We start from the raw sequence: 23,281 nt of genomic DNA on the forward strand, positions 1-23,281 counted from the left end.
AAGTGATACTTTTTGTAGCTTTTAGTTACAAGTATGTATATCCACATAATATATATCACATTTTTAATTATAAATTAATCTTAATTTAGAATAAATACCATTTAGAATATATTCATAATTTATTATAATTAATGCTTAAATAATCATGCTTTTACCTATTTAAGAAGTATTAACAAATTAATCCAATACTCCTACCTTTTTTCAGCTATTTTTGTGTCATATAGTGTAAAATCTTCAAAATTTTTTAGGAAGGAAGATCATGACTCAGCTTTCTACTCTTATTGAGCAAGCATTTGAAGATCGCGCAAATTTTACCGCAGAAACATGTTCTGTCGAAATTCGCCAAGCAGTTGAACAAGTTATTGCTGGACTAGATAATGGAACTCTACGTGTAGCAGAGAAAATTAATGGTGAATGGGTTGTTCATCAATGGCTTAAAAAAGCTGTATTGTTATCATTTAAGTTAAATGATAACAAAGCAATTGAATCTGGCGATCTTCGTTTCTATGATAAAGTAGATACTAAATTTAAAGATTGGACAGATGCTCAGTTTAAAGACGCTGGTGTTCGAGTTGTCCCTCCTGCTGTGGCACGTAAAGGTTCATTCCAAGCTAAAAATGTTGTTTTAATGCCTTCTTATGTCAATATCGGTGCTTATGTTGATGAGGGAACAATGGTTGATACATGGGCAACTGTAGGCTCATGTGCACAAATTGGTAAAAATGTTCACTTATCAGGTGGCGTTGGAATTGGTGGTGTATTAGAACCACTTCAAGCGAATCCTACCATTATTGAAGACAACTGCTTCATTGGTGCACGTTCAGAAATCGTTGAAGGTGTCATTGTTGAAGAAGGTTCTGTCATTTCAATGGGCGTATTCATTGGTCAATCAACCAAAATTTTTGACCGTGAAACTGGTGAAATTCATTATGGCCGTGTTCCAGCGGGTTCAGTTGTAGTTTCTGGTAGTTTACCGTCTAAATGTGGGACATATAGTCTTTATGCTGCAATCATTGTTAAAAAAGTTGATGCAAAAACACGTGCAAAAACTAGCTTGAATGATTTATTACGCGAAGACTAATCTTTAAATATTCACTAAATCTCTACGATCAACCATGATCGTAGAGATTTTTACTTTTCAATTTGTTGTATTTTATTCTGTGGTACATCGTGTTATGACTTCCCTTCGTTCTTCTGCTATTCCAGTTTCAGATCCATCTGCGGGGTTACGCATCACGGAGATATTCTATTCACTACAAGGTGAAGCAAATGCAGCTGGCTTACCGACTGTATTTATTCGCTTAACAGGCTGTCCATTACGCTGTACTTATTGCGATACGACTTATTCCTTTGAAGGTGGTGAGCGTCAATCGCTAGAAAAAATTATCCAAACAACGCTCGCTTTTAATACACCTTATGTTTGCGTTACAGGTGGTGAACCTTTAGCACAGCCCAATGCATTACCTTTAATGAAACACTTGGCTGATCTTGGCTGTGAAGTATCATTGGAAACCAGCGGTGCATTAGATGTTTCAAAAGTAGATTGCCGAATATCAAAAGTTTTAGACTTAAAGACACCAACTTCAGGTGAAGCCCACCGAAATCTACTCAGCAATTTAGATCATTTAACCTCACATGATCAAATTAAATTCGTCATTTGTAATCGAGAAGATTACGAATGGTCAAAACAGCAAGTTGCACAATTTCAGCTTGATCAAAAAGTCAGTACAGTATGGTTTTCACCTGCTTTTGCTGTTGAAAAAGGTGCTGTTCGGTTACCACAACTCGCTCGTGACTTAGCACAATGGATTTTAGAAGACCATCTCCCTGTTCGTTTCCAATTACAATTGCATAAGTTGTTATGGAACGATGAAACTGGTCGTTAATGATAATATTTTTGGAGAATTAAAGATGCGTGCTCGTGCCGTAGTTTTATTATCTGGTGGTTTAGACTCAACTACTTGCTTGGCATGGGCTCAAGCGAAATATGATTGTATTGCAATAAGTTTTAAGTATGGTCAACGCTCATCTACAGAATTAGATGCTGCAAAAGCTTTAGCAGAACGCTCAGGTGTTGAACATCGTATCATCAATATTGATTTGGGTAATTTAGGCGGCTCTGCTTTAACTGATCACAATATTGATATTCCAGACCATGAACAAGAAGGTATTCCTATTACCTATGTTCCTGCACGTAATACTATTTTTCTATCTTATGCTTTAGCAGCTGCTGAAGTATTTGGTGCAGAAGCAATTGTGATTGGTATCAATGCTGTCGATTATTCGGGTTATCCAGATTGTCGTCCAGAATTTATTGAAGCCTTTGCCAATATGGCTCGTTTGGCAACCAAAGTCGGTGTGGAAGGAAAACCACTTAAGTTTGAAACACCTCTGTTACATTTATCCAAAGCAAATATTATTCGCTTAGGCATAGAACATAACGTAGACTATAGTCAAACTGTGTCATGCTACCAAGCTGACCAAGAAGGACGAGCATGTGGTAAATGTGATAGCTGCCGTTTACGCAAACAAGGTTTTGTTGAGGCAGGTGTTGCGGACCCAACTCGCTATATTCCTAATAAATAGGACACAAAAGCTTTATGAAATCTAAAATTTTACTTTCTGCAATCATTGCCTTTGCATCTTTTACTTCTGTAACGAGCTTTGCTGCAACAGATGATCAAGCTAAAAAACTTGATGCTGCTTTTCAAAGTACAAATATCAAACAAGGATTAGTGAATGTTTGTGTAGATGACTACACAAAAGCTGGTGCTTTAAATAAACTCACTAAAGCTGAAGTCACTAAATTATGTTCTTGTAATGTTGACTCTCGCGGTCGTATGACTGAAAGTCAAAAATGGGAACTGCAAAGTGCAACCAATGCTAAAAATCAAAATAAAGTAAATGAAATTTTAACTCGTTTACAAAAATCCGAAGAACCGAAAATCAAAGCATGCCTAGGTGCCGACCTACAGAAAAAATTACTGAGCTTACAAGCAAAATAATTTTTTATAAAAAAAGCCACTTGAATGTGGCTTTTTTTATCCCTAACTTTCTACATCTCGATATACTCTTTCATAATTTTGATTTTCAAAATTACGCTTCAAGTAATATTTCAAAAGGATTGTATAACTATGCCTTCTCAAATTACGTTGCCGCATCAAAACTTTGCAACTACAACAGGTGAAATTAATTTAACCGAAGTTTCTACTCCATGGTTAATTATCTATTTCTACCCTAAAGACTCTACTCCAGGTTGTACAACTCAAGCCGTTAGCTTTTCTTGCTTAAAAGATCAGTTTGATGCACTCAATACCACAATTTTAGGTGTATCACGAGATTCTGTAAAAGCACATCAAAATTTTACTGAAAAACAGAGTTTAACTATTAATTTAATTAGTGATAAAGAAGAAGTTCTTTGTCAACTTTTTGATGTTATTAAAGAAAAGAATATGTATGGAAAAAAAGTAATGGGCATTGAACGCTCTACCTTTATTTTTCATCACGGTAAACTCATCAAAGAATATCGTAAAGTTAAAGCGGCGGGTCATGCGGAGCAAGTGCTAGAAGATTTAAAAGCACTGCAAGCTTAAAAAGAGCTTATTACATTTAAAATCAATATATTATTCTTTATAGAATGTGAATATTTGTTTTAGTCTTTTAAATTCCAACTCAGGTGCTGAGTTTAATATCCACTTTCTTTACATGGCATACTTTCTTTCTACGCCATGTAAAGAAAGTTCAATAAAGACGCACTATGCCACTAAACTAAATGCAATACCCCACATAATGAGACCAATAATAAAATCTAAAATTTTCCATGCGCGATAATCTTTAAAAAGTGGTTCGAAGAAACGAGCACCGTAACCTAAACTAAAAAAGAATATCCAAGAAGCAATGATCGCACCGAGTGCGAAATAAAATTTTAAATCATTAAAATTTGTTGAGATAGCACCCATCAGCACCACTGTATCTAAATATACATGTGGATTTAACCATGTCAACATCAAGCAAATACTGAGCATTTTGAATAACTTCGTTTCTTCAATGTTACTGCTTAACAAACTATTTTTCGCTTTAAATGCTTGGTAAAAATGTTGTGCACCATAAAAAAATAAGAAAAGTGCACCTAAATACTTTGCCCAATTTACCCAATGCATATGGGTTAGAACCAATTGTGAAAACCCATATATCCCAGCAGCAATTAAAATAGAATCAGAAATTGCACAAATCAAGCAAATCCAAAATACATGTTGCCTTTTCAAACCTTGTTTTAATACAAATGCATTTTGCGCACCAATTGCAAGAATAAGGCTTAATCCCACCAAAAAACCTTGACCTAAGCTATACCACATTATGAAGACTACATATTTGAGATAAAAATATTATCTAGCAATTTAAGTTAAATTAAGTATGATTAAAAAAATATCAATATAGCTAATTTTTTTTAAGGTTATAGATGTTAATACATAAATCATCTGAGGCTTTTCTTGCAGTTGCAAAATATGGCAGCTTTGAACAAGCAGCTTCAAAGTTAAATATTACAGCTTCAGCAGTTACACTCAGAGTTCAAGCATTAGAAAAAAGCCTTGGTCAAATTTTAATATTAAGAGAACGTCCATGTAAGGTGACTCAAGCTGGGAAAATCTTACTTGAATATTTACAACATCAGCGCTTGATGGAACATAATTTACTCCAACAATTACAAGGTCAAAATTCTGCTTTTATCTTTCATCAATTCAGCATTGCCAGCAATGCTGACTCTTTAGCAACATGGCTATTACCCATCATTCAGCAAACTTTAATTAAAGAAAAAATAACGTTAAATGTCATGATCGATGATCAATCTCAAACGCATCAGTTATTAGAAAATGGCTTGGTCAATGCGTGTATTTCTGCCGAAGAAAAAACCATTAAAGGATGTATAGCCCATCCCTTAGGTGCAATGACTTATAAAATGGTCGCCACACCTGCATTCAAAAAACAATGGTTTTCACATGGCATTTCTAGAGATGCTTTACGACAAGCACCCGCAATTATATTTAATCCCAAAGATCAATTACACGAAGATACAACCTTGTCTTTATTTGGTTTAAATATGCAGCAATATCCCTATCATTTTATTCCCTCATCCACTGCCTTTATAGAAGCGATAGAGCTCGGCTTAGGGTTTGGTATGGCTCCTGTTATACAAGTACAGAAGCAATTAATCCAAGGAACACTTATAGAGTTAATTCCAAGTGCTCAAACAGATGTTCAGCTTTATTGGCATCATTGGAAACAACAACCCATCCCCCTACAATGTTTGACCAATACCATTATTCAAAATGCACAAACTGTTTTAAACACAGTATAACGCTATTGATGATGCTCTTATAAAGTTCAAATTTTATCCAGATAGGGGTTTAACTCAATTTTTACTGTCATATGACACTTCATCCAATCAACCTCAATTGAGATTTGTTTTATCCTCTAAAATGTACTTGTTTTGCAGTTGTTGATAAATTTTTGTTTTTTGAAATTGTGTTAAAAAATTAATAGTACCTTGCGGGAAAGCTGCTTCTTGAATATCCCCACGATAATATGCTTCACGAACTGGCGTTGCAGACATTGCCCCTTGTAAACTTTCTAATTCAACCATTTCCCATTCAGGAAAGAACTTTAAATAATAGGATGAATCATCTTTAAAATGCCCAATTAAACCCACCCTTTTTTCAGGTTGAACAATTTCATTGACTAAAGATTTAACCAGCTTCTGCCATTTTTTATCATCATACACATCAATTACGTGGACAAACTTAATACGCTTTTGCTCTTCTGGTGTGAAATTAGATAAAATCATGTCTTGGCGTTCAACAGCTAAAAACGGATTTTTGATATTCCGTTCATTTTGCGCTGACCCCAAAGCGAGGATGACATAATGGCTTTGTTCCAAGGCGATTTTAATGGTTTGCATATGTGCCAAATGAAAAGGCTGAAAACGACCAATAAAAACCAGATAATCAAATGTATATTTCATAGCATATTCAAATTTTTTATGAACTCATGAGTTGTGTCACAGGATGTGATTTAAGACATAATGAGTTATAAAATTAAACTAAATTTTAAAGCAAGGATAGTACGATGAGCCTGAGTTGTATTCAACATCCACATGAACATTTAAATGTAAATTTAGAACACGGCGTTTTGACATTAGCCATAAATCGCCCGCAAGCCAAGAATGCAATCTATGGTGAACTTTACTTAAAAATTGCACAAGCCTTAGATGAAGCAGATTTAGATTCAAATGTCAGAGTTGTTATTTTACGAGGTACAGATACTGACTTTACTGCTGGCAATGATATGCAAGACTTCATGAAGTATGCTGCTCAAAAAGAACAAACTCCTGCAACACAAGGTCCTCCATTTATCTTACTTAAAGCTGCTGCTCGATTTTCAAAACCACTAATTGCCGCTGTTCGTGGAGTAGCAATTGGAATTGGCGTGACTTTATTATTACATTGTGATCTTGCCTATTGTGATCGCACTGCTCTTTTCCAAATTCCATTTGTAAGCTTAGGACTTTCTCCCGAAGGTGCAGCAAGTAAACTCTTAGTTGAACAGGCTGGCTATCATAAAGCTGCTGAATTATTATTAACAGCAGATAAATTTAATGCAGAAACTGCATTTGCAGCAAATATTATCAATCGTATTGAAGATGATGTTTATGCCTATGCACAGCACAAAGCAATACAACTTTCAGCACTTCCTTTAGCCTCACTAAAACAATCCAAAGCTTTAATGAAACACAATGTTCAAGATATTGTGAAATGGATTGATCATGAAGCTGAAATTTTTATGCAACGTGTTGGTTCTCCTGAAATGATGGAAGCTGTTGCTGCCTTTATGCAAAAACGTAAACCCGATTTTTCACAATTTAATTAAATTAACCCGTACCTAGAGGAATACTCTAGGTACATTTACGATGATTATTACGTATGTCACAATCAAATACAGATCCATCAGAAAAAAAACGCTATCTCGAACCTGCACCAGAACACATTGATATTGATAATTTTCGCAAGGTGATTGAAAGCCGTCGCTCTGTGAGAAAATTCACAGATAAAACCATTCCAAATGATGTTCTAGATGCATGTTTAGATCTTGCTTTATTGGCTCCAAACTCGTCAAACTTACAACCTTGGACATTTTATGTCGTTCAAAATCCTGCTAAAAAGAAGCAATTAATTAAAGCTTGTTTAGGGCAACTTGCTGCAAGAACCGCATCTGAACTTATTGTCTGCGTTGCACGAACAGATCGCATTGATACAATGGCAAAACTGAATATCTCAGAATTTCCTTTCGAAACTGCACCTAAGATGGTAAAAAAATACTATCAAATCATTCCATATAATTACAAAACAGGTTATTTCAATGCATTAGGTCACTTCAAAAAAGTGGCCTTTACCGTTGTCCGTACACTTGACAAACAACTCCCTGTTAGCACATTCAATCCTGCTGATACAAAATTATGGGCAACTAAATCTACTGCTTTAGCCTGTGAAAATCTTGTTTTAGCTTTACGTGCATATGGTTTTGATAGCTGCATGATGGAAGGCTTTGATGAGCCTTTAGTTCGAAAATTACTTCGTCTGAATCATCAAGAGCATCCTATTATGGTCATTGCTGCAGGTGAGCGAGCGAAAGATGGCGTTTTCTTTCCTCAATATCGATTTAATCGTGATTTTTTTATTAAAAAAGTTTAAGTAACTTTCCATCTAATGGGTAATTTTTCAATGAATTATTATCCATTAAATATTTAAATTACAAAATCACTATTTAAATAAAATCTTGAATCTTAGTTTCTTTTATTATTTCAATAATTCCCTACAATATTATAAAACCCTAAAATAAAAAAATATAAATCCAATATTTTATAAAATATATTATCTTTTATTTTAATAAAAATTAAAATAAAATCACAAAAAAATTAATAACAAATATATAAATTCGCCAAATAAAATAACAACAATTAAAACAAATCTCCAAATATTCATTATAAATAATGATGCTAGTATTTAAAAACTATCATGGGTTTAAATAATATTAAATATTAAAATGGATCATAATAGTTATACAAAATTATAATAGTTAATGGAGAAACATTCTAATGTTAAAATCATTCATAATTTCGAGTTCTATTCTTACTTTAAGTATTGGATTAACTGCTTGTAATAAAAATAACTTAGCAAATGGAGAACCGAAAAGACCTGAATGTATTGCCCCTGCAAAACCTGGTGGTGGGTTTGATTTAACCTGTAAACTTGCTCAAAATGGTTTAAAGTCCACCAATATATTAAAAGCCCCGATGCGAGTTACCTATATGCCTGGTGGTGTCGGTGCGGTTGCTTATAATAAAATTGTTGCCAATGATCCTGCTAATAATGATGCAATTATTGCTTTTTCAACAGGTTCTTTACTCAATATCGCTCAAGGAAAGTTTGGACAATACAATGAAAAAGATGTCCGTTGGCTTTCTGTTATTGGCACTGATTATGGCATGGTTGCTGTAAAAGAGGATTCCCCTTACCAAAACTTAAGTGACTTAGTCGCTGCCTTAAAAAAAGATCCTCAAGCAGTTAGCTTTGGTGCTGGAGGCAGCGTTGGCGGACAAGATTGGCTACAAACAGCCATGTTAGCAAAGACTGTCGGTGTTGATCCTAAAAAAATGACTTATATTGCTCTCGAAGGTGGTGGTGAAGCAGTTACCGCTGTTTTAGGCAATCATATTCAAGTAGTCAGTGGCGGGATTGCAGAGATTGTACCGCATGTCAAAGCAGGAAAACTGAGAGTCTTAGCGGTATTTTCTAAAGAAAGACTCCCAGGAGATTTAGCTAAAATTCCAACGGCTAAAGAACAAGGTTATGACATTGATTGGCCCGTCGTTCGTGGTTATTACATGGGACCTAAAGTCAGCGATGAAGCATTTAGTTGGTGGAAGTCTGCATTTGATACTATGGCAAAAGATCAAAAGTTCGAAGCAATTCGTAAGCAATATGACTTACTCCCATTATCCATGACAGGTGAAGAACTGACCCAATATGTGTATAAACAAACCAATCAATTCAGAGAATTATCTAAAGAATATGATTTGGTCTCAAAATAATTACATTCTAAAAAAAGTATCATAAGTAACACTTAAATAAGGAAATTTTATGTTAATTGAACGGATTTTTTCTGGTTGTCTCGTGATTGCCAGTCTTTTTCTCTTATACATTGCATGGTCATTGGTTGCTCCGATTGCTTATGATCCTTTAGGACCTCGCCCATATCCAATTTTATTACTAAGTCTCATCGCTGCTTCCTGTTTATATTTAGTACTTCGCCCTCAATTTCTTGCCGAAAAAATTCATTTAGGGTTTAGCCCTTTAATTTTAAAAAAAGTAGGACTTACACTGCTATTTTTCTTCCTTTACGCCATTGGTTTTGAATATTTAGGATTTCCTATTGCCACTGCCCTGATGGCATGTTTTGTTGGAATATTATTTGGTGGCAGTGTTAAAGCCTCAACCATCAGCGGCATATTGCTGGGCATACTTTGCTATTTCTTATTTGATTATCTTTTAGATGTACCCCTTCCTCTTGGATTATTAAATCAATAAAGGATAATAATAATGGATATATATGGATATCTTTTACACGGTTTTCAAATTGCCTTATTACCAGAAAATCTTTTACTGGCTGTCATTGGTGCATTTATTGGTACCATTGTTGGTCTGTTGCCTGGTTTAGGTCCAATTAATGGTGTTGCATTACTTTTACCCTTTGCCTTTGCTATGGGATTGCCACCTGAAAGTGCGCTTATTTTACTCGCCGCGGTTTATCTGGGATGTGAATATGGTGGTCGAATCTCCGCCATTTTAATTAATGTACCTGGTGATGCTGCTGCCATTATGTCAACACTCGATGGTTACCCACTCGCAAAACAAGGTAAAGCGGGGATTGCCCTTTCATTATCTGCTGTCAGTTCTTTTACAGGCAGCTTAATTGCAACACTTGGAATTGTATTTTTTGCTCCTTTACTGGCAAAGTGGGCAATTGTATTTGGCCCAGCAGAATATTTTGTGTTGATGGTATTTGCGCTTACATGTCTAAGTGGACTGATCAGTGACCAACCTGTCAAAACTGGTGTTTCTGCTTTAATTGGTTTATTTATTGCTACCATTGGTGTAGATGCTGTTACAGGCGTATATCGGTTTACTTTTGGATCTGTCAATTTAAGTGATGGAATACAATTTACCACCATTGTCATTGGTTTCTTTAGCATTAGCGAAATATTGATTATGCTGGAACAAACTACAGCGGGACAAAAGGCACTCGAACAAGGAAAACGGAGTTTATTTAATTTTAAAGAATACATGTTTACCTTAGGTTCAACTTTACGCTCCTCTTTACTGGGTTTTATCGTTGGCATTCTTCCTGGTGCAGGTGCAACCATTGCCAGTGCAATGGCCTATACCAGTGAACGAAAACTTGCAGGAAAAAATGGTCAATTTGGTGAGGGCGATTTACGTGGTATTGCAGCACCTGAAGCAGCTAATAATGCATCAGCCTGCGGTTCATTTGTTCCGATGTTGACTTTAGGTGTTCCTGGCTCAGGAACGACGGCCGTCATGTTAGGTGCATTAACCCTATATAACATTACCCCAGGTCCTCAATTATTTACTGAACAACCTGATATTGTTTGGGGACTTATTGCCTCTTTATTTATTGGGAATGTAGTCTTACTCTTCATGAACATTCCATTGGTTGGTTTTTTTGCAAAACTCTTAACCATCCCTAACTTTATTCTTATTCCTGCCATTGCTGCGGTTAGCTTTGTGGGTGTATATGCAATTCATAGCACTGTTTTTGACTTAGTACTCATGGTCGTTCTGGGTATATTTGGCTATATTTTAAGAAAATTGAACTTTCCGTTATCTGCATTAATTTTAGGTTATGTACTTGGAGAGTTAATGGAATCAAGTCTAAGACGCGCATTGTCTATTTCTCATGGTAACATTGCGATATTATTTGATGGTCCGATTACCAAAGTGCTGTGGCTTTTAGCAGGTTTAATGATTGTGCTCCCACTATTTCGTTATTTCCGTAATCGTCAAACATCAACCCCTACATAATAGATATGCTCTCTATACAATCTAAATGCTATAGAGAGCATCCTTTAGAGATTTAAATAATACAGTGATATATTTTAAATATTTCTATAGCTTCTGCTTTGCTTTGTGTGGTGCTCTTTTAGCACAAAAATTACAACTCCCATTACCGTGGTTATTAGGCCCTCTCTTAATTACTGCAATTTTAAAAATCAATCGCGCCCCAATTGAATGTCACCAATCCGCACGCCAATTAGGCTTACTCATTATTGGCTTATCTCTTGGTCTTTATTTTAGTCCACCGATGATTAGTCTAGTTTTTGAGCATTGGCAAATTTTATTATTAGGCTTCGTTTTTTCTTTACTTGCTGGTGCACTTTCTGCCTCTATTTTGCTTAAATGGGGACAGGTTGATTTTAAAACAGCATGGTTTGCATCTGCCATTGGTGGTGCAAGTGAAATGACTCATTTAGCCGAACATTATTCAGCACAGTTAGATAAAGTAGCATCTGCACATACACTTCGTGTACTCCTTGTGGTGATTCTTATTCCATTTTTGTATAAATTTATGGGATGGCATGGTCTAGATACCTCCATCATTACAAAAGCTGTAGAAATTAATTGGCTTAATTTTACTGGATTAATACTCCTTTGTTTTCTTGGTTGTTTTATTTTTAAGAAACTAAAACTCCCAAATCCGTGGGTTTTTGGGCCTCTACTGGTTGCAGTTTTGTTAACAGCAAATAGTATTCACCTTTCAGCAATCCCACCTTCAATCTTACATTTAGGTCAAATTTTACTGGGCTGGTCATTAGGCAACAAATTTAATGCTTACTTCTTTAAATCAGCACCACAATTTTTAACAGTGGTCGCGTTAAGTAATTTATTGACCATTGGCTTAGCATTACTAACCGCCTATGTTTTAGTTTTCTTTACACAAATTCCGCTTCCAACGCTTCTTTTAGGATTATCTCCTGGTGGAGTCGCAGAAATGACACTAACAGCAAAAGTCTTACAACTCGGTGTTCCTCTCGTTACTGCTTTTCATGTGGTCAGAATGATTGGTGTGATGAGTAGTATTGGTCCCTTATATAAAATGATAAGTAAGAAGTTTAAGGTTCAAATTCATCAAATTGAACATCGAAAGAAGTAAATGCATTAATTGATTTCAATCATCTGGAAGAGCTCAAATGCAGGCTCCTCATAAGGATGGCTACTTTTGAGCGCTTGAATCACGCTTTTGACATGATGTTCTGCAACAATCGTCTCAACTCTCCATTCAGAAATCTGCGCTAAAACATTTAATTCACCTAGAAATGGATTGGCATCTTTGACAGGTTTAAATTGTCCAAGCCCTAAAACTTGCCATGCACAATTTTCATAATGACCCATTCCTCCAGCACCAGCTGCAAAAATCGCACTTTTGGTGATTTCAAGATGAGACTCTGGAACATAATAAATCAGCTTTAACATTGTCCTACTCACTTCTTTTTAATTATTTGCTCACAATATTAACGTATATCAATAGTCCGACTCTTCTTTCATTATTTTAAAGAGCAAAATCGTATAAACACGTCTATTTTATTGTGAAACACTAAAATATATTATCTAAAAATAAATATTTATCCTACTTTCACCACAGATCAATATTTCAAGAATTTCACCCATTCCTATATAAGAATGAATTTAATATGTTTAGCTGGTTGCATTGAATGGCATTATTGAAAATTCAAATGTATGGATCAAGCGATAATGTACTTCAATCTTCTAAATTAACTCATTATTTTAACTTTGTTAAAGGTGAAATCAAACCAAAGAACAAGGCAATAAAAAAGCCCTTTTAAAGGGCTTTTTAGATTCAAGAGTAATTAACCGATAAACTTACGTGCATTACGGAACATACGTAACCATGCCCCATCTTCCGTCCAATCTTCAGGTTTCCAAGAATGCTGAACAGCACGGAAATTACGTTCAGGATGCGGCATCATAATGGTTGCACGACCATCTTTCGATGTTACACCTGAAATCGCTTCTGGTGAACCATTCGGATTTAATGGATAGTGCTGTGTTGGATGACCTAAGCTATCCACATAACGCATTATTACTTGATGTTCTGCATTTAAAGCCGAAAGACTCTCTGTGCTTGCAACAACACGTCCTTCCCCATGTGCTACAGCAATAGGAAGAATTGATCCTTCCATTGCCTCTAATAAAACTGAGTTGGTTTTTTCAACACGTACATTGACACTACGCGCTTCAAATACTTCAGATGTATTACGATGGAAACGTGGCCAATGTTCTGCACCAGGAATTAATGGTGCTAATTGCGACAACATTTGGCAACCATTACAAATCCCTAAAGAGAATGTTTCTTGACGATTAAAGAATTTCTCAAACTGATCACGTAATTTTGGGTTAAACAACACTGACTTTGCCCAGCCACCACCTGCTCCAAGAACATCTCCATAAGAGAAGCCACCGCATGCAACTAAACCTTCAAAGTCATCTAAAATCACACGACCTGCCAATAAATCACTCATGTGAACATCAACAGTATTGAAACCGACTTTATCAAATGCTGCTGCCATTTCAACATGACCATTTACGCCTTGCTCACGTAAAATAACCATATTTGGACGACGCTCATTAATATACGGTGCTTCAATTGGCTCATTCAAATCAAAAGTTGGCTGAGCAATTAATCCAGTATGTGTTTGATTCGTAATTAATGAAAACTCTTGATCAGCTGTTTCTACATTATCTCGTAAACGTTGGATTTGATGTGAAACTTCAGTCCAAGCAACTTGTAAATCTGCACGCTCAAACACTAAACCATTGATGGTAAGTTGATCTGTATCATTTACAGTTCCAACAACAGAAATTGTATCTTTTAAGCAAGATGCAGCAACTTCAGTTTCAAGTATCGCCCAGTCCACTTGACTAATTTGCAAGACTGCACCAATTTCTTCAGCAAATAATGCCGCCACAGATTGATCTTCTAAAGCAACACCTAAACGCGAAGCAAACATCATTTCGGCAACGGTTGCCAACAAACCACCATCCCCAATGTCATGATAAGCTTGAATCAAACCACGTTCATTCCAGTTTTGAACCAATGCAAAGAATGCTTTAAAGTCATCAAAACTATCAACATCAGGTGTTACAGAACCAATGGCTTTATAAACTTGCGCTAAGATTGAACCACCTAAACGGAACTGACCTTTAGATAAATCAATCCGTACAAGTACTGATTCTTCATTTTTCAATTCAGGTGTTAACGTTTTACGCACATCAGTTACTGGTGCAAATGCGGTAATTACACCCGACATAGGAGACGTTACCGATTTATCGACGCCTTCATCATTCCATGTAGTGCGCATAGACAATGAATCCTTACCTACAGGTATTGCAATACCTAGTGCAGGACACATTTCCATTCCAATGGCTTTTACACCTTCAAATAGGGCTTGATCTTCCCCTTTTTGACCTGCCGCTGCCATCCAGTTTGCAGACAATTTAATGTCACTGATTTGGTCAATTTTGGCAGACATAATATTTGAAATAGATTCTGCAACAGATAAGCGAGCAGACGCCGCAGGATTTAACAATGCAACGGGTGGACGTTCCCCCATTGCCATTGCTTCACCAGTAAAGCCTTGTAAACTTGTTGTTGTTACAGCAGCGTCAGCCACAGGAACTTGCCAAGGGCCTACAAACTGATCACGTGCAACCATCCCCGTAATTGAACGGTCACCAATAGTAATTAAGAATGATTTAGAAGCAACTGTTGGATTTTTAAGTACACGATAAATTGCATCCGTTAAATCAGTTACTTTTTCAGCTGTAAAATCATCACCTTGACGCTCAATACTTTCATATGAACGGCTCATGCGTGGTGTACCGCCAAGCATCACCTGCATTGGCATATCTACAGCTTTGTTCTCAAATAATGGGTCTTCAACCGTTAAATGACGTGCTTCTGTTGCTTCACCGAGTACTGCAAATGGACAACGTTCACGTGCACAAATCGATTCAAATAATTCTAATGAACTTGGACGAATCGCTAAAACATAGCGTTCTTGTGCTTCGTTTGACCAAATCTCCATTGGAGACATGCCAGGCTCTAAAGATGGAATTTTACGAAGATCAAGGATTGCACCAAGTTCATGATCATTTACAAGTTCAGGCATCGCATTAGAAACACCACCTGCACCAACATCATGCACAGAGACAATCGGGTTATAATCTTCCATGCGCCAGCAAGTATCAATAACTTCTTGGCAACGACGTTCCATTTCTGGATTTTCACGCTGTACAGAAGCAAAATCAAGATTTTCCCCCATCGTACCACTATCAACAGATGAAGCAGCGCCACCACCTAAACCGATGAGCATGGCAGGTCCACCCAGAACGATGAGTAGATCCCCTGGTTGAATCGCATCTTTTTCAACATGATCTGGACGAATATTTCCATAACCGCCCGCAATCATAATCGGCTTATGAAAACCTTTAACATCACCATTAACATTTTGTTCAAATGTACGGAAATAACCATTTAATGCAGGACGACCAAATTCGTTGTTAAATGCTGCCCCACCCAATGGCCCTTCAATCATAATTTGAAGTGGTGAAGCCATACGAGATGGTTTACCATAATTTTCTTCCCAAGGCTGTTCAAACCCTGGAATATTTAAGTTAGACACGGTAAAGCCTGTTAAACCTGCTTTTGGTTTACCACCACGACCTGTCGCGCCTTCATCACGAATTTCACCACCAGAACCTGTTGCTGCACCTGCAAATGGTGCAATTGCTGTTGGATGGTTATGCGTTTCTACTTTCATCAAGATATGAGCAGCTTGACTCTTATATTTATAAATATAATGCCCAGTTTCTGCATCTTTCTTTGGATAAAAACGCTGTGTATCAAAACCGACAATCACTGAAGCATTATCTTTATATGCTGATAACACATCTGTAGGAGATTCTTTATAGGTATTTTTAATCATTTGGAACAATGATAAAGGTTGAACTTCCCCATCAATCGTCCATTCAGAACCAAAAATCTTATGACGACAGTGTTCAGAGTTTGCCTGTGCAAACATCATCAACTCAATATCGTGAGGATTACGACCAAGCTTAATAAATGCTTCAGTCAAATAATCAATTTCTTGTTCAGACAATGCAAAACCAAACTCAGAGTTTGCCTTCACTAACGCATCTTTACCTTGACCTAAGATATCAATGCTATTTAAAGGTTTTGGATCGGTTTCAGTAAATAAAACAGATGCTTCATCAAAATGATTGAAAACACTTTCTGTCATCCGATCGTGAAGTGCAAGCTTCACTTCATGAGAGATATTTTTTACACCCTTTAAAGTGAACAAAACACCGCGTTCTAGATGTTGAACCGGTGTATTACAGTTAGCAAAAATATCTGTGGCTTTCGATGACCACGGTGATATTGTTCCTATTCGGGGGGTGACTAAAATCTGAACTTCATCACTTGCAGCTTGGCGCAGCTCGTAAGACTGTCCATCATTTAAAAGCTGTAAAGCAGATTGTTGCTGCTGCTCGTTAAGCGCTTGATTAAACAGATAGACCCATTGGCTTTCTATAGATTGAACTGAACTAATGGACGATAAGCGTGTTAATAGTTGAGTTTTCTTAAAAGAAGAATGTGCAGGTGCACCGGCCACGATAAACATGCTGATTTTGGCTCCACGGGATGGTCTTAAAACCATGCCACAATGTGACTTTGAAGAGAGTGCGTATTCTACTGTGAATTAAAAAAATCGGCTAGATGGAAAAACAGATTTATCCTTATAAACCCAATAAAAAATTCTTTTAAAACTGCTTTTTTATGATAAAAAATTAAAGACTTATGAAGAACTCAACCATCATAAGTACTTTAATAAATAATTTTAAAAGAAATACATTCTTCTCAGGAATCCCTCAATATTATGATAATGTTTTAAGATTCTTTAACAGATGAACAACTGCTTTGCCTGAAATGCCCAACGATTTAGGATCAATCAACTCTCTTGTATCACATAGTTTATGGTAGCAAGGTATAAATTCCTCTTCTCCAGGAGTACTACTACGGAAAACAAATCCAGTTACTGGTACTTTTCCTGCAAATGCGGCCATATCTGTTCTGGTATTGACCACAAGAGTTTTTTCCACCATCAGTTTTTGGCTTTTCAAAAACGCTTCCAGACTTTTATTTATAGCAAGATCATTTGGATGTATTGGAATTTCTCGTATTTTATCAAGAAAAGCCTGAATTTCATCCTCAGTCATCTGATTACCCTGACGTGCGGAATTACGTAATTTTTCCTCTTCTTCTTTTAACATTGCTGCTTTATCAACTTTTGGAAGCATCGCAATTGGATTTCTTGCACCGATCATATCCACATTAATATAAGTATTAATTTGTTTAAGTTGAGCTTCGCTCAACTTACTCACATATGCCTTCGCACCTTCTAGTCCAGTTTCTTCAGCATCCCAAAATGCCAATCGAATAGTATGATTTGGCTGTATTTTTTTCTGACTAAATTGTGTCATTAATTCTAAAAGAACGGAAACACCGCTAGCATTATCATTGATGCCTGGTCCTTTCTTCACAGAGTCATAATGTGCTCCAATCAGCACGACTGAACCATTCAATTTACCTGGAATTTCCACCACAATATTTTTTCCAGTTTGATTTTCTTCAGTTTTGAATTCAGTTGCCTGATAACGAAAACCAACTTTATTGGCTTGGTCAATAATATATTTGGCACTCGCTTGACCACCTGCACTTCCTACAGCACGATTTCCACCATTTTGCATTGCAATCGATTGAAACTCGCTTAAATGCTGTACCATATTATGCTCATTAATAATGATTTCTTTCTGCTGTAGCTGTACTTGGGGTTGTGGAACTGATCCTTTCTTCTCATTTTTGTTTTCATCATTACAACCGACTAAAGCGAATGCAATGATGAATGAAATTGCAGTATATTGATATATAAGTTTCATATTTATCCTTAATGAACCGTTTGATATTTCATCAATAAAATAGAAAGTGAATTCATTTAATCTCCAAATTCACCCACCTAACAAAAACTAAATTTACTTTTAAATGTTTATTGAAATTCTATATGTTTGATTAGATGTACAATCGCATGACCAGCAAATGTTAATGAACGAGGATCGATCAACTCTATTGCGTCGCAGGATCTTTGATAACAGATTGCTAACTCACTTTGACCTGCAAGATTCAACGTATTATTAACCAACCTAAACCCAACAACAGAGACATCACTGATAAACGCTCCGCTATCAGTATTTTTAATCATGGCAATGTATCCACCATTTAGATTTTTCTCTTTGAAAAAAATGCTTTTAAACTTGATTTCAGTGCGGCATCTCCAATATGCGTAGGAATTTCTTTTAAATGATTCATCATATTCAGCTCTCTTTGTCGATTAAAAGCTAAAGCTGATTTGGGCTCTATTTTAGTTATGGGGGATATTGGGAGAAGGTAATAACTTTTTATCTTTACAACCAGTGAGAATGAATATAACAATGGTTGGAATGAGTATCATGCGATATAGTTTTTTCATAAAAATCTCACTGAAACCGTTCTTAAATCAAATTTAAAAGACAACTTATTTACTAAATAAATGCACTTTTATTACTTACCAATCTCATCACTTTATTTTTTTTCAATGGTCTGAATTAAATGTATAAGTGCTTGTCCAGATAGTTCTAAAGTTCGCGAATCAATTAAATCAATTGTGTCGCAAATCCGATGGTAACAAGGTGCAAATCGATCAGTTCCATTATTTTCATTCAGCATTTCAATGGCTGCCACAGGTACTTTTCCTGCAAATGCTCTTGTATCTGTCGAGGGTATAAGGGTCAAATCTTCATAAAAAGGTTGTTTTTTAGATTGATAAAATGTCTTCATCACAACTTCATATTGCAAATCTTCAGGTAAAGATGGAATTGCCAGAACTTTTTGAATTTCCTCTGCTATTTCCTCCTCTGACTTCTTTTCATTTCTAAGTTTGGTGGCTAATGCTGTTTGCGACGTTTTATCTGCATCAATTACTGTTGCAGTCGGTGATCCTGTTCCAACCATATCTAAATTAATATATGTTTTGATTTCTTGTAATTGTGCTGTATTAAGCTTAGATACATAATTTTTAGAACCCACCGCACCTGTCTCTTCAGAATCCCAAAATGCTAATCGTATGGTATATTTTGGAGGTTCTTTTAATAAACTCAGTTGATTCATAAATTCCAGTAAAACAGAAACGCCACTTGCATTGTCATTAATACCAGGGCCATCTGGTACTGAATCATAATGAGCACCGACTAAAATAACAGCGTTATTTAATTTTCCAGGAATATCAACAAGAATGTTTTTACCTTCCTGAAGTTCTTCATTATTAAATGTCATTGTTGTTGTTTTAAAACCTGCTTTATTCGCAAGCTGTAAAATATATTCTGCAGTTTCTTGTGCACCTTTTGTTCCAACTGCACGATTATTCTGATTACTCATCGCAATTGTTTGGATGTTTTCTAAATGTTTCCTCATGCTAATACTATTTAAGACCATATCTTTTTGCAGCGGTTGATTTTTTGGTGGCGCAGCCTTTAAGTCGCGTGTGTCATCATTTTTACAACCGACTAAAAATAATATGGTAAATAATGGAATCATGATGATTCTGTATATTATTTTCATATCAATAAACCGTTTAAAATTAAATTAAAAAATATTCAACATAAAAATTCTCTATCTTTATGTTGAATAGAGTATAATTAATAGTATTATAAAAAATAATGAATACTATCTATTAAATAAAATATAAAAAACCAGCAATTCAATATAATTCTAAACATATGAAATAAATGTTAACTCTTGTTTTAACCTAATAATAAAAAAACAATTCAAATCAATAAAATAATAATAAACACATCCCAACTAATTAACAAAAAATTAACACCACCATTTAATAAAGATACAGTTTATTAAAAATCCATATATTTTTTCCAATATAAATTACCATTTTTATATTTATTTCATGCTTAAAAGTAATGATTATTTTATTAATTTTTTAATTGGTAAAAAATTATTCTTAAAAAATAAAAAGCTGAGTTAAATAACTCAGCTTTTTATCATGGCTATGAACCCGTTAGAACAAACGATTCATCCCATTTAAAGTTGCAACACGGTATGCTTCAGCCATTGTTGGATAATTAAAGGTGGTCTCAACAAAATACTTGATCGTATTATTTGGACTATTCATAACAGCTTGACCAATATGAATAATTTCAGATGCATTATTACCAAAACAATGAACACCTAAAATCTCAAGTGTTTCTCTATGAAATAATATTTTTAATTCACCCACAGTATCACCCGTAATTTGTGCTCTTGCCAAATAACGAAAAGATGACTGTCCAACTTCATATGGAATTTTTTCTTCAGTTAACTGTTGTTCAGTTTTGCCAATCGAAGAAATTTCTGGAATGGTATAAATACCTGTTGGGATATCAGTGACTGGCGCAACATTTTCTTCGCCACTCATATTCGCACCTGCACAGCGCCCTTGGTCATACGCAGCAGATGCCAGCGATGGCCAACCAATAACATCACCTGCCGCATAAATATTTTCAACGTCAGTTTGATATTGATCATTGACTGCCAATTGTCCACGATTATTCGGCTTTAATCCAACATTCTCAAGACCCAAGCCATCGGTATTCCCTGAACGGCCATTACACCACAAAATAGCATCTGCTTTAATTTTCTTGCCACTTTGTAAATATAAAACAACATGATCATCAAAAGTCTCTAAATGATCAATTTGTTCATTATGACGAATTAAAACCCCTTGCTCACGTAAGTGATACGACAAAGCATCTGAAATTTCATCATCTAAATAACTTAATAACTTCGGTTGAGTATTAATTAAATCAACTTTATGGTCTAAACCAATAAAGATCGATGCATATTCACAACCAATAACTCCTGCACCATAAATAATAATTTTACGGATAGAGAAATCTAAATCTAAAATTTTATCTGAATCAAATACACGAGGATGATTAAAATCAAGTCCTGTCGGACGGTATGGACGTGACCCCGTTGCAATCACTAATTGTGTAAAAATAAGCGTTTCTTTTATCCCTTCAGGACTAAATACAAGAATTGTATTTTTATCTTGAATATAAGCACGCCCATGGTAAATATCAATTTTATTACGATCATAAAAACGTGAATGTGTTTCAACCTGCTGTTGAATCACTTTATGTGCATTACGTAATACTTGTTTCATCGTGAAATGTTTCCACTCACCTACTTTTTGAAACATTGGATCACGTTGATAACGAATAACGCTAGAGACCGTCTGACGTAATGCTTTACTTGGAATTGTTCCGACATGCGTACAATTTCCACCAAGCTGTTCACGTATATCTACAATTGCAACTCGCTTACCAGATTTAGCAAGTTTCATTGCTGCGCCTTCACCCGCTGGGCCTGAACCTAGAACAACCGCATCATACTTTACGAAAGCTCCTCCAAGGACCTCTTTTTTACGTGGCATTCAACGCTCCTTAACCTATCTTTTCAACTTATTTTCAGCATATTATGACTGAATTTATCTGGGTTTGCTGTATTTACCTAGTATATATTCTGTGATAATCACATTTTTTATATGAATACCGTTATTTTCACAATTTTTCTTGTTCTCAGTTATAATATCTAATAATGCACGAATGAACTCCCCTCCAAAACAGTGGAATTATTAAATATGTTAGAAAACCGTAAACCTGAACAGGGCATTAAACTTCGTGGCGCTGAAAAAGTTGCACGTATTCCTGTAAAAGTTATTCCTACGGTTGAAACACCACGCAAACCAGACTGGATTCGCGTGAAGATGTCTGCGCCGGAAGAAGTACAACGTATTAAAACAACTCTACGCGCGCAAAAACTTCACACCGTTTGCGAAGAAGCTGCTTGTCCAAATTTACCAGAGTGCTTTGGTGGTGGTACTGCAACATTTATGATTATGGGTGACATCTGTACACGCCGTTGTCCTTTCTGTGATGTTGCACATGGTCGACCGAATGCTCTAGATCCTGATGAACCGCGCCATATGGCAGAAACAATTTCAAATTTAGGTTTGAAATATGCAGTCATTACCTCAGTTGACCGTGATGATTTGGCAGATGGTGGTGCTCAGCACTTTGTAGATTGCATCAAAGAAGCACGTGAACTTAGCCCGAAAACGCTATTAGAGATTTTAGTACCAGATTTCCGTGGACGTATGGATATCGCTCTTCGTATTATGACTGAATGCCCACCTGATGTATTCAACCATAATATTGAAACTGTACCTCGCCTATATAAAGCTATGCGTCCAGGCTCAGATTATCAACACTCTTTAAATCTTCTCAAAATGTTTAAAGAATATTGTCCAGATGTTCCAACTAAATGTGGTCTCATGGTCGGCATTGGTGAAACTGAAGAAGAAGTCATTTCATTATTGAATGATCTAAGAGCGCATGATGTTGATTATGTTACCATTGGTCAATATTTGCAGCCATCTAAGCAGCATGCACCTATTGATCGTTTTGTAACACCAGAAGAATTTGAACGTTATGCTGAACATGGTCGTCAGCTTGGTTTCCGAAATATTTGGTCTGCTCCTATGGTGCGTTCAAGTTATTTTGCAGATCGTCAATATTATGGTGAACCAGTACCGCAAGTTCGTCGTAAAGCAGATCCTGCAAAGAAAATTACTGTTCAAACCATTGAAGCATAATCATTCTTATACCAATAAAAAAGCCTTCTTATAAGAAGGCTTTTTTACGACTATTGATCTATAGATTTCAACATTTTATTCTTTAGGTTAAGAATCACTACTTTATTTAGAGAAATACAATGTCACAACAAGATTATGAAAATGGATTAAAAGTTAGAACTGAAGTAATGGGAGAACAGTTTGTAAAGCGTGCACAAGAAAATACTGTGCCCTTTACTCAACCGTTGCAAGATTGGTTTAATTATTTTTAAAAATTGTTATTATTCAAAACATTAATAAAAACAAATTAATTCTAGGCGTAAATATGGCGTAAAAAATAGCTCAATA

Annotated in this window: 20 protein-coding genes and 1 pseudogene; 14 read left to right on the forward strand and 7 right to left on the reverse strand. The window is 35.8% G+C overall.

Annotation, left to right across the window (positions count from 1 at the left end):
• Positions 1 to 259 precede the first annotated feature (259 nt).
• From dapD to B9T31_RS08310, 5 genes are all read left to right on the forward strand, one after another.
• Positions 260 to 1,081: a 2,3,4,5-tetrahydropyridine-2,6-dicarboxylate N-succinyltransferase gene (gene dapD, locus B9T31_RS08290; protein ID WP_086181482.1), complete on the forward strand. Its 822-nt coding sequence runs from the start codon at positions 260 to 262 to the stop codon at positions 1,079 to 1,081.
• 94 nt (positions 1,082 to 1,175) lie between these two features.
• Positions 1,176 to 1,886, forward strand: coding sequence for a 7-carboxy-7-deazaguanine synthase QueE (gene queE / locus B9T31_RS08295; RefSeq protein WP_086181518.1), 711 nt, complete (start codon positions 1,176 to 1,178; stop codon positions 1,884 to 1,886).
• Between the two features lie 25 nt (positions 1,887 to 1,911).
• Complete coding sequence (queC, locus tag B9T31_RS08300; protein WP_086181519.1) at positions 1,912 to 2,586, forward strand: 7-cyano-7-deazaguanine synthase QueC; 675 nt, start codon at positions 1,912 to 1,914, stop codon at positions 2,584 to 2,586.
• Between the two features lie 14 nt (positions 2,587 to 2,600).
• Entirely contained in the window at positions 2,601 to 3,005 is a 405-nt protein-coding gene (locus tag B9T31_RS08305) for a hypothetical protein (protein WP_086181483.1), read from the forward strand.
• A 129-nt stretch (positions 3,006 to 3,134) separates the two neighbouring features.
• Entirely contained in the window at positions 3,135 to 3,593 is a 459-nt protein-coding gene (locus tag B9T31_RS08310; RefSeq protein ID WP_086181484.1) for a peroxiredoxin, read from the forward strand.
• 162 nt (positions 3,594 to 3,755) lie between these two features.
• Here B9T31_RS08310 and B9T31_RS08315 read toward each other — a convergent pair whose 3' ends face one another.
• Entirely contained in the window at positions 3,756 to 4,355 is a 600-nt protein-coding gene (locus B9T31_RS08315) for a LysE/ArgO family amino acid transporter (protein ID WP_086181485.1), read from the reverse strand.
• A gap of 104 nt (positions 4,356 to 4,459) precedes the next feature.
• Here B9T31_RS08315 and B9T31_RS08320 point away from each other — a divergent pair, with 104 nt between their 5' ends.
• On the forward strand, positions 4,460 to 5,356 hold the full coding sequence (locus tag B9T31_RS08320) for a LysR family transcriptional regulator ArgP (protein WP_086181486.1): 897 nt from the start codon (positions 4,460 to 4,462) through the stop codon (positions 5,354 to 5,356).
• A 93-nt stretch (positions 5,357 to 5,449) separates the two neighbouring features.
• Here the strand turns inward: B9T31_RS08320 and B9T31_RS08325 are convergent, their stop codons facing one another.
• A complete protein-coding gene (locus tag B9T31_RS08325; protein ID WP_086181487.1) occupies positions 5,450 to 6,019 on the reverse strand; it encodes a nicotinate-nicotinamide nucleotide adenylyltransferase in 570 nt (189 codons plus the stop codon).
• Between the two features lie 104 nt (positions 6,020 to 6,123).
• Between B9T31_RS08325 and B9T31_RS08330 the strand changes: the two genes are divergently transcribed.
• The 6 genes from B9T31_RS08330 to B9T31_RS08355 all read left to right on the forward strand — a co-directional run bounded on the left by B9T31_RS08330 (position 6,124) and on the right by B9T31_RS08355 (position 12,285).
• Positions 6,124 to 6,924, forward strand: a complete 801-nt coding sequence (locus tag B9T31_RS08330) for an enoyl-CoA hydratase-related protein (RefSeq protein WP_086181488.1) — start codon at positions 6,124 to 6,126, stop codon at positions 6,922 to 6,924.
• Between the two features lie 53 nt (positions 6,925 to 6,977).
• Complete coding sequence (locus B9T31_RS08335) at positions 6,978 to 7,745, forward strand: nitroreductase family protein (RefSeq protein WP_086181489.1); 768 nt, start codon at positions 6,978 to 6,980, stop codon at positions 7,743 to 7,745.
• Positions 7,746 to 8,149: 404 nt separating this feature from the next.
• The gene (locus tag B9T31_RS08340; protein ID WP_086181490.1) at positions 8,150 to 9,145 is read left to right on the forward strand and encodes a Bug family tripartite tricarboxylate transporter substrate binding protein; all 996 of its coding nucleotides are present in this window, start codon (positions 8,150 to 8,152) and stop codon (positions 9,143 to 9,145) included.
• Between the two features lie 49 nt (positions 9,146 to 9,194).
• The gene (locus tag B9T31_RS08345; RefSeq protein WP_086181491.1) at positions 9,195 to 9,641 is read left to right on the forward strand and encodes a tripartite tricarboxylate transporter TctB family protein; all 447 of its coding nucleotides are present in this window, start codon (positions 9,195 to 9,197) and stop codon (positions 9,639 to 9,641) included.
• A gap of 12 nt (positions 9,642 to 9,653) precedes the next feature.
• The gene (locus tag B9T31_RS08350; protein ID WP_086181492.1) at positions 9,654 to 11,156 is read left to right on the forward strand and encodes a tripartite tricarboxylate transporter permease; all 1,503 of its coding nucleotides are present in this window, start codon (positions 9,654 to 9,656) and stop codon (positions 11,154 to 11,156) included.
• A 64-nt stretch (positions 11,157 to 11,220) separates the two neighbouring features.
• Complete coding sequence (locus B9T31_RS08355; protein ID WP_086181493.1) at positions 11,221 to 12,285, forward strand: AbrB family transcriptional regulator; 1,065 nt, start codon at positions 11,221 to 11,223, stop codon at positions 12,283 to 12,285.
• A gap of 5 nt (positions 12,286 to 12,290) precedes the next feature.
• Here B9T31_RS08355 and B9T31_RS08360 read toward each other — a convergent pair whose 3' ends face one another.
• The 5 genes from B9T31_RS08360 to sthA all read right to left on the reverse strand — a co-directional run bounded on the left by B9T31_RS08360 (position 12,291) and on the right by sthA (position 21,733).
• A complete protein-coding gene (locus tag B9T31_RS08360) occupies positions 12,291 to 12,605 on the reverse strand; it encodes an NGG1p interacting factor NIF3 (RefSeq protein ID WP_086181494.1) in 315 nt (104 codons plus the stop codon).
• 395 nt (positions 12,606 to 13,000) lie between these two features.
• Positions 13,001 to 16,837: a phosphoribosylformylglycinamidine synthase gene (gene purL, locus B9T31_RS08365; RefSeq protein ID WP_086181495.1), complete on the reverse strand. Its 3,837-nt coding sequence runs from the start codon at positions 16,835 to 16,837 to the stop codon at positions 13,001 to 13,003.
• Between the two features lie 253 nt (positions 16,838 to 17,090).
• On the reverse strand, positions 17,091 to 18,152 hold the full coding sequence (locus B9T31_RS08370) for a M20/M25/M40 family metallo-hydrolase (RefSeq protein WP_086181496.1): 1,062 nt from the start codon (positions 18,150 to 18,152) through the stop codon (positions 17,091 to 17,093).
• A gap of 679 nt (positions 18,153 to 18,831) precedes the next feature.
• A complete protein-coding gene (locus tag B9T31_RS08380; protein WP_171264713.1) occupies positions 18,832 to 19,842 on the reverse strand; it encodes a M20/M25/M40 family metallo-hydrolase in 1,011 nt (336 codons plus the stop codon).
• A gap of 475 nt (positions 19,843 to 20,317) precedes the next feature.
• Positions 20,318 to 21,733 (reverse strand): Si-specific NAD(P)(+) transhydrogenase, encoded by a 1,416-nt coding sequence (gene sthA / locus B9T31_RS08385; protein WP_086181499.1) that lies wholly within the window; start codon positions 21,731 to 21,733, stop codon positions 20,318 to 20,320.
• A 207-nt stretch (positions 21,734 to 21,940) separates the two neighbouring features.
• Here sthA and lipA point away from each other — a divergent pair, with 207 nt between their 5' ends.
• Positions 21,941 to 22,954, forward strand: a complete 1,014-nt coding sequence (gene lipA, locus B9T31_RS08390; RefSeq protein WP_086181500.1) for a lipoyl synthase — start codon at positions 21,941 to 21,943, stop codon at positions 22,952 to 22,954.
• Positions 22,955 to 23,073: 119 nt separating this feature from the next.
• A pseudogene (locus tag B9T31_RS08395) lies at positions 23,074 to 23,196 on the forward strand (4-carboxymuconolactone decarboxylase); the annotation flags it as partial.
• Positions 23,197 to 23,281: the final 85 nt, after the last annotated feature.

It is taken from the genome of Acinetobacter sp. ANC 4558, assembly GCF_002135375.1.
In the GTDB taxonomy this organism is placed as follows: Bacteria; Pseudomonadota; Gammaproteobacteria; order Pseudomonadales; family Moraxellaceae; genus Acinetobacter.

Bases quoted from the DNA above. Each gene is read 5' to 3' on its own strand.
- dapD (WP_086181482.1), top strand. From the start codon at position 260: ATGACTCAGCTTTCTACTCTTATTGAGCAAGCATTTGAAGATCGCGCA.
- queE (WP_086181518.1), top strand. From the start codon at position 1,176: ATGACTTCCCTTCGTTCTTCTGCTATTCCAGTTTCAGATCCATCTGCG.
- queC (WP_086181519.1), top strand. From the start codon at position 1,912: ATGCGTGCTCGTGCCGTAGTTTTATTATCTGGTGGTTTAGACTCAACT.
- B9T31_RS08305 (WP_086181483.1), top strand. From the start codon at position 2,601: ATGAAATCTAAAATTTTACTTTCTGCAATCATTGCCTTTGCATCTTTT.
- B9T31_RS08310 (WP_086181484.1), top strand. From the start codon at position 3,135: ATGCCTTCTCAAATTACGTTGCCGCATCAAAACTTTGCAACTACAACA.
- B9T31_RS08315 (WP_086181485.1), bottom strand. From the start codon at position 4,355: ATGTGGTATAGCTTAGGTCAAGGTTTTTTGGTGGGATTAAGCCTTATT.
- B9T31_RS08320 (WP_086181486.1), top strand. From the start codon at position 4,460: ATGTTAATACATAAATCATCTGAGGCTTTTCTTGCAGTTGCAAAATAT.
- B9T31_RS08325 (WP_086181487.1), bottom strand. From the start codon at position 6,019: ATGAAATATACATTTGATTATCTGGTTTTTATTGGTCGTTTTCAGCCT.
- B9T31_RS08330 (WP_086181488.1), top strand. From the start codon at position 6,124: ATGAGCCTGAGTTGTATTCAACATCCACATGAACATTTAAATGTAAAT.
- B9T31_RS08335 (WP_086181489.1), top strand. From the start codon at position 6,978: ATGTCACAATCAAATACAGATCCATCAGAAAAAAAACGCTATCTCGAA.
- B9T31_RS08340 (WP_086181490.1), top strand. From the start codon at position 8,150: ATGTTAAAATCATTCATAATTTCGAGTTCTATTCTTACTTTAAGTATT.
- B9T31_RS08345 (WP_086181491.1), top strand. From the start codon at position 9,195: ATGTTAATTGAACGGATTTTTTCTGGTTGTCTCGTGATTGCCAGTCTT.
- B9T31_RS08350 (WP_086181492.1), top strand. From the start codon at position 9,654: ATGGATATATATGGATATCTTTTACACGGTTTTCAAATTGCCTTATTA.
- B9T31_RS08360 (WP_086181494.1), bottom strand. From the start codon at position 12,605: ATGTTAAAGCTGATTTATTATGTTCCAGAGTCTCATCTTGAAATCACC.
- purL (WP_086181495.1), bottom strand. From the start codon at position 16,837: ATGTTTATCGTGGCCGGTGCACCTGCACATTCTTCTTTTAAGAAAACT.
- B9T31_RS08370 (WP_086181496.1), bottom strand. From the start codon at position 18,152: ATGAAACTTATATATCAATATACTGCAATTTCATTCATCATTGCATTC.
- B9T31_RS08380 (WP_171264713.1), bottom strand. From the start codon at position 19,842: ATGATTCCATTATTTACCATATTATTTTTAGTCGGTTGTAAAAATGAT.
- sthA (WP_086181499.1), bottom strand. From the start codon at position 21,733: ATGCCACGTAAAAAAGAGGTCCTTGGAGGAGCTTTCGTAAAGTATGAT.
- lipA (WP_086181500.1), top strand. From the start codon at position 21,941: ATGTTAGAAAACCGTAAACCTGAACAGGGCATTAAACTTCGTGGCGCT.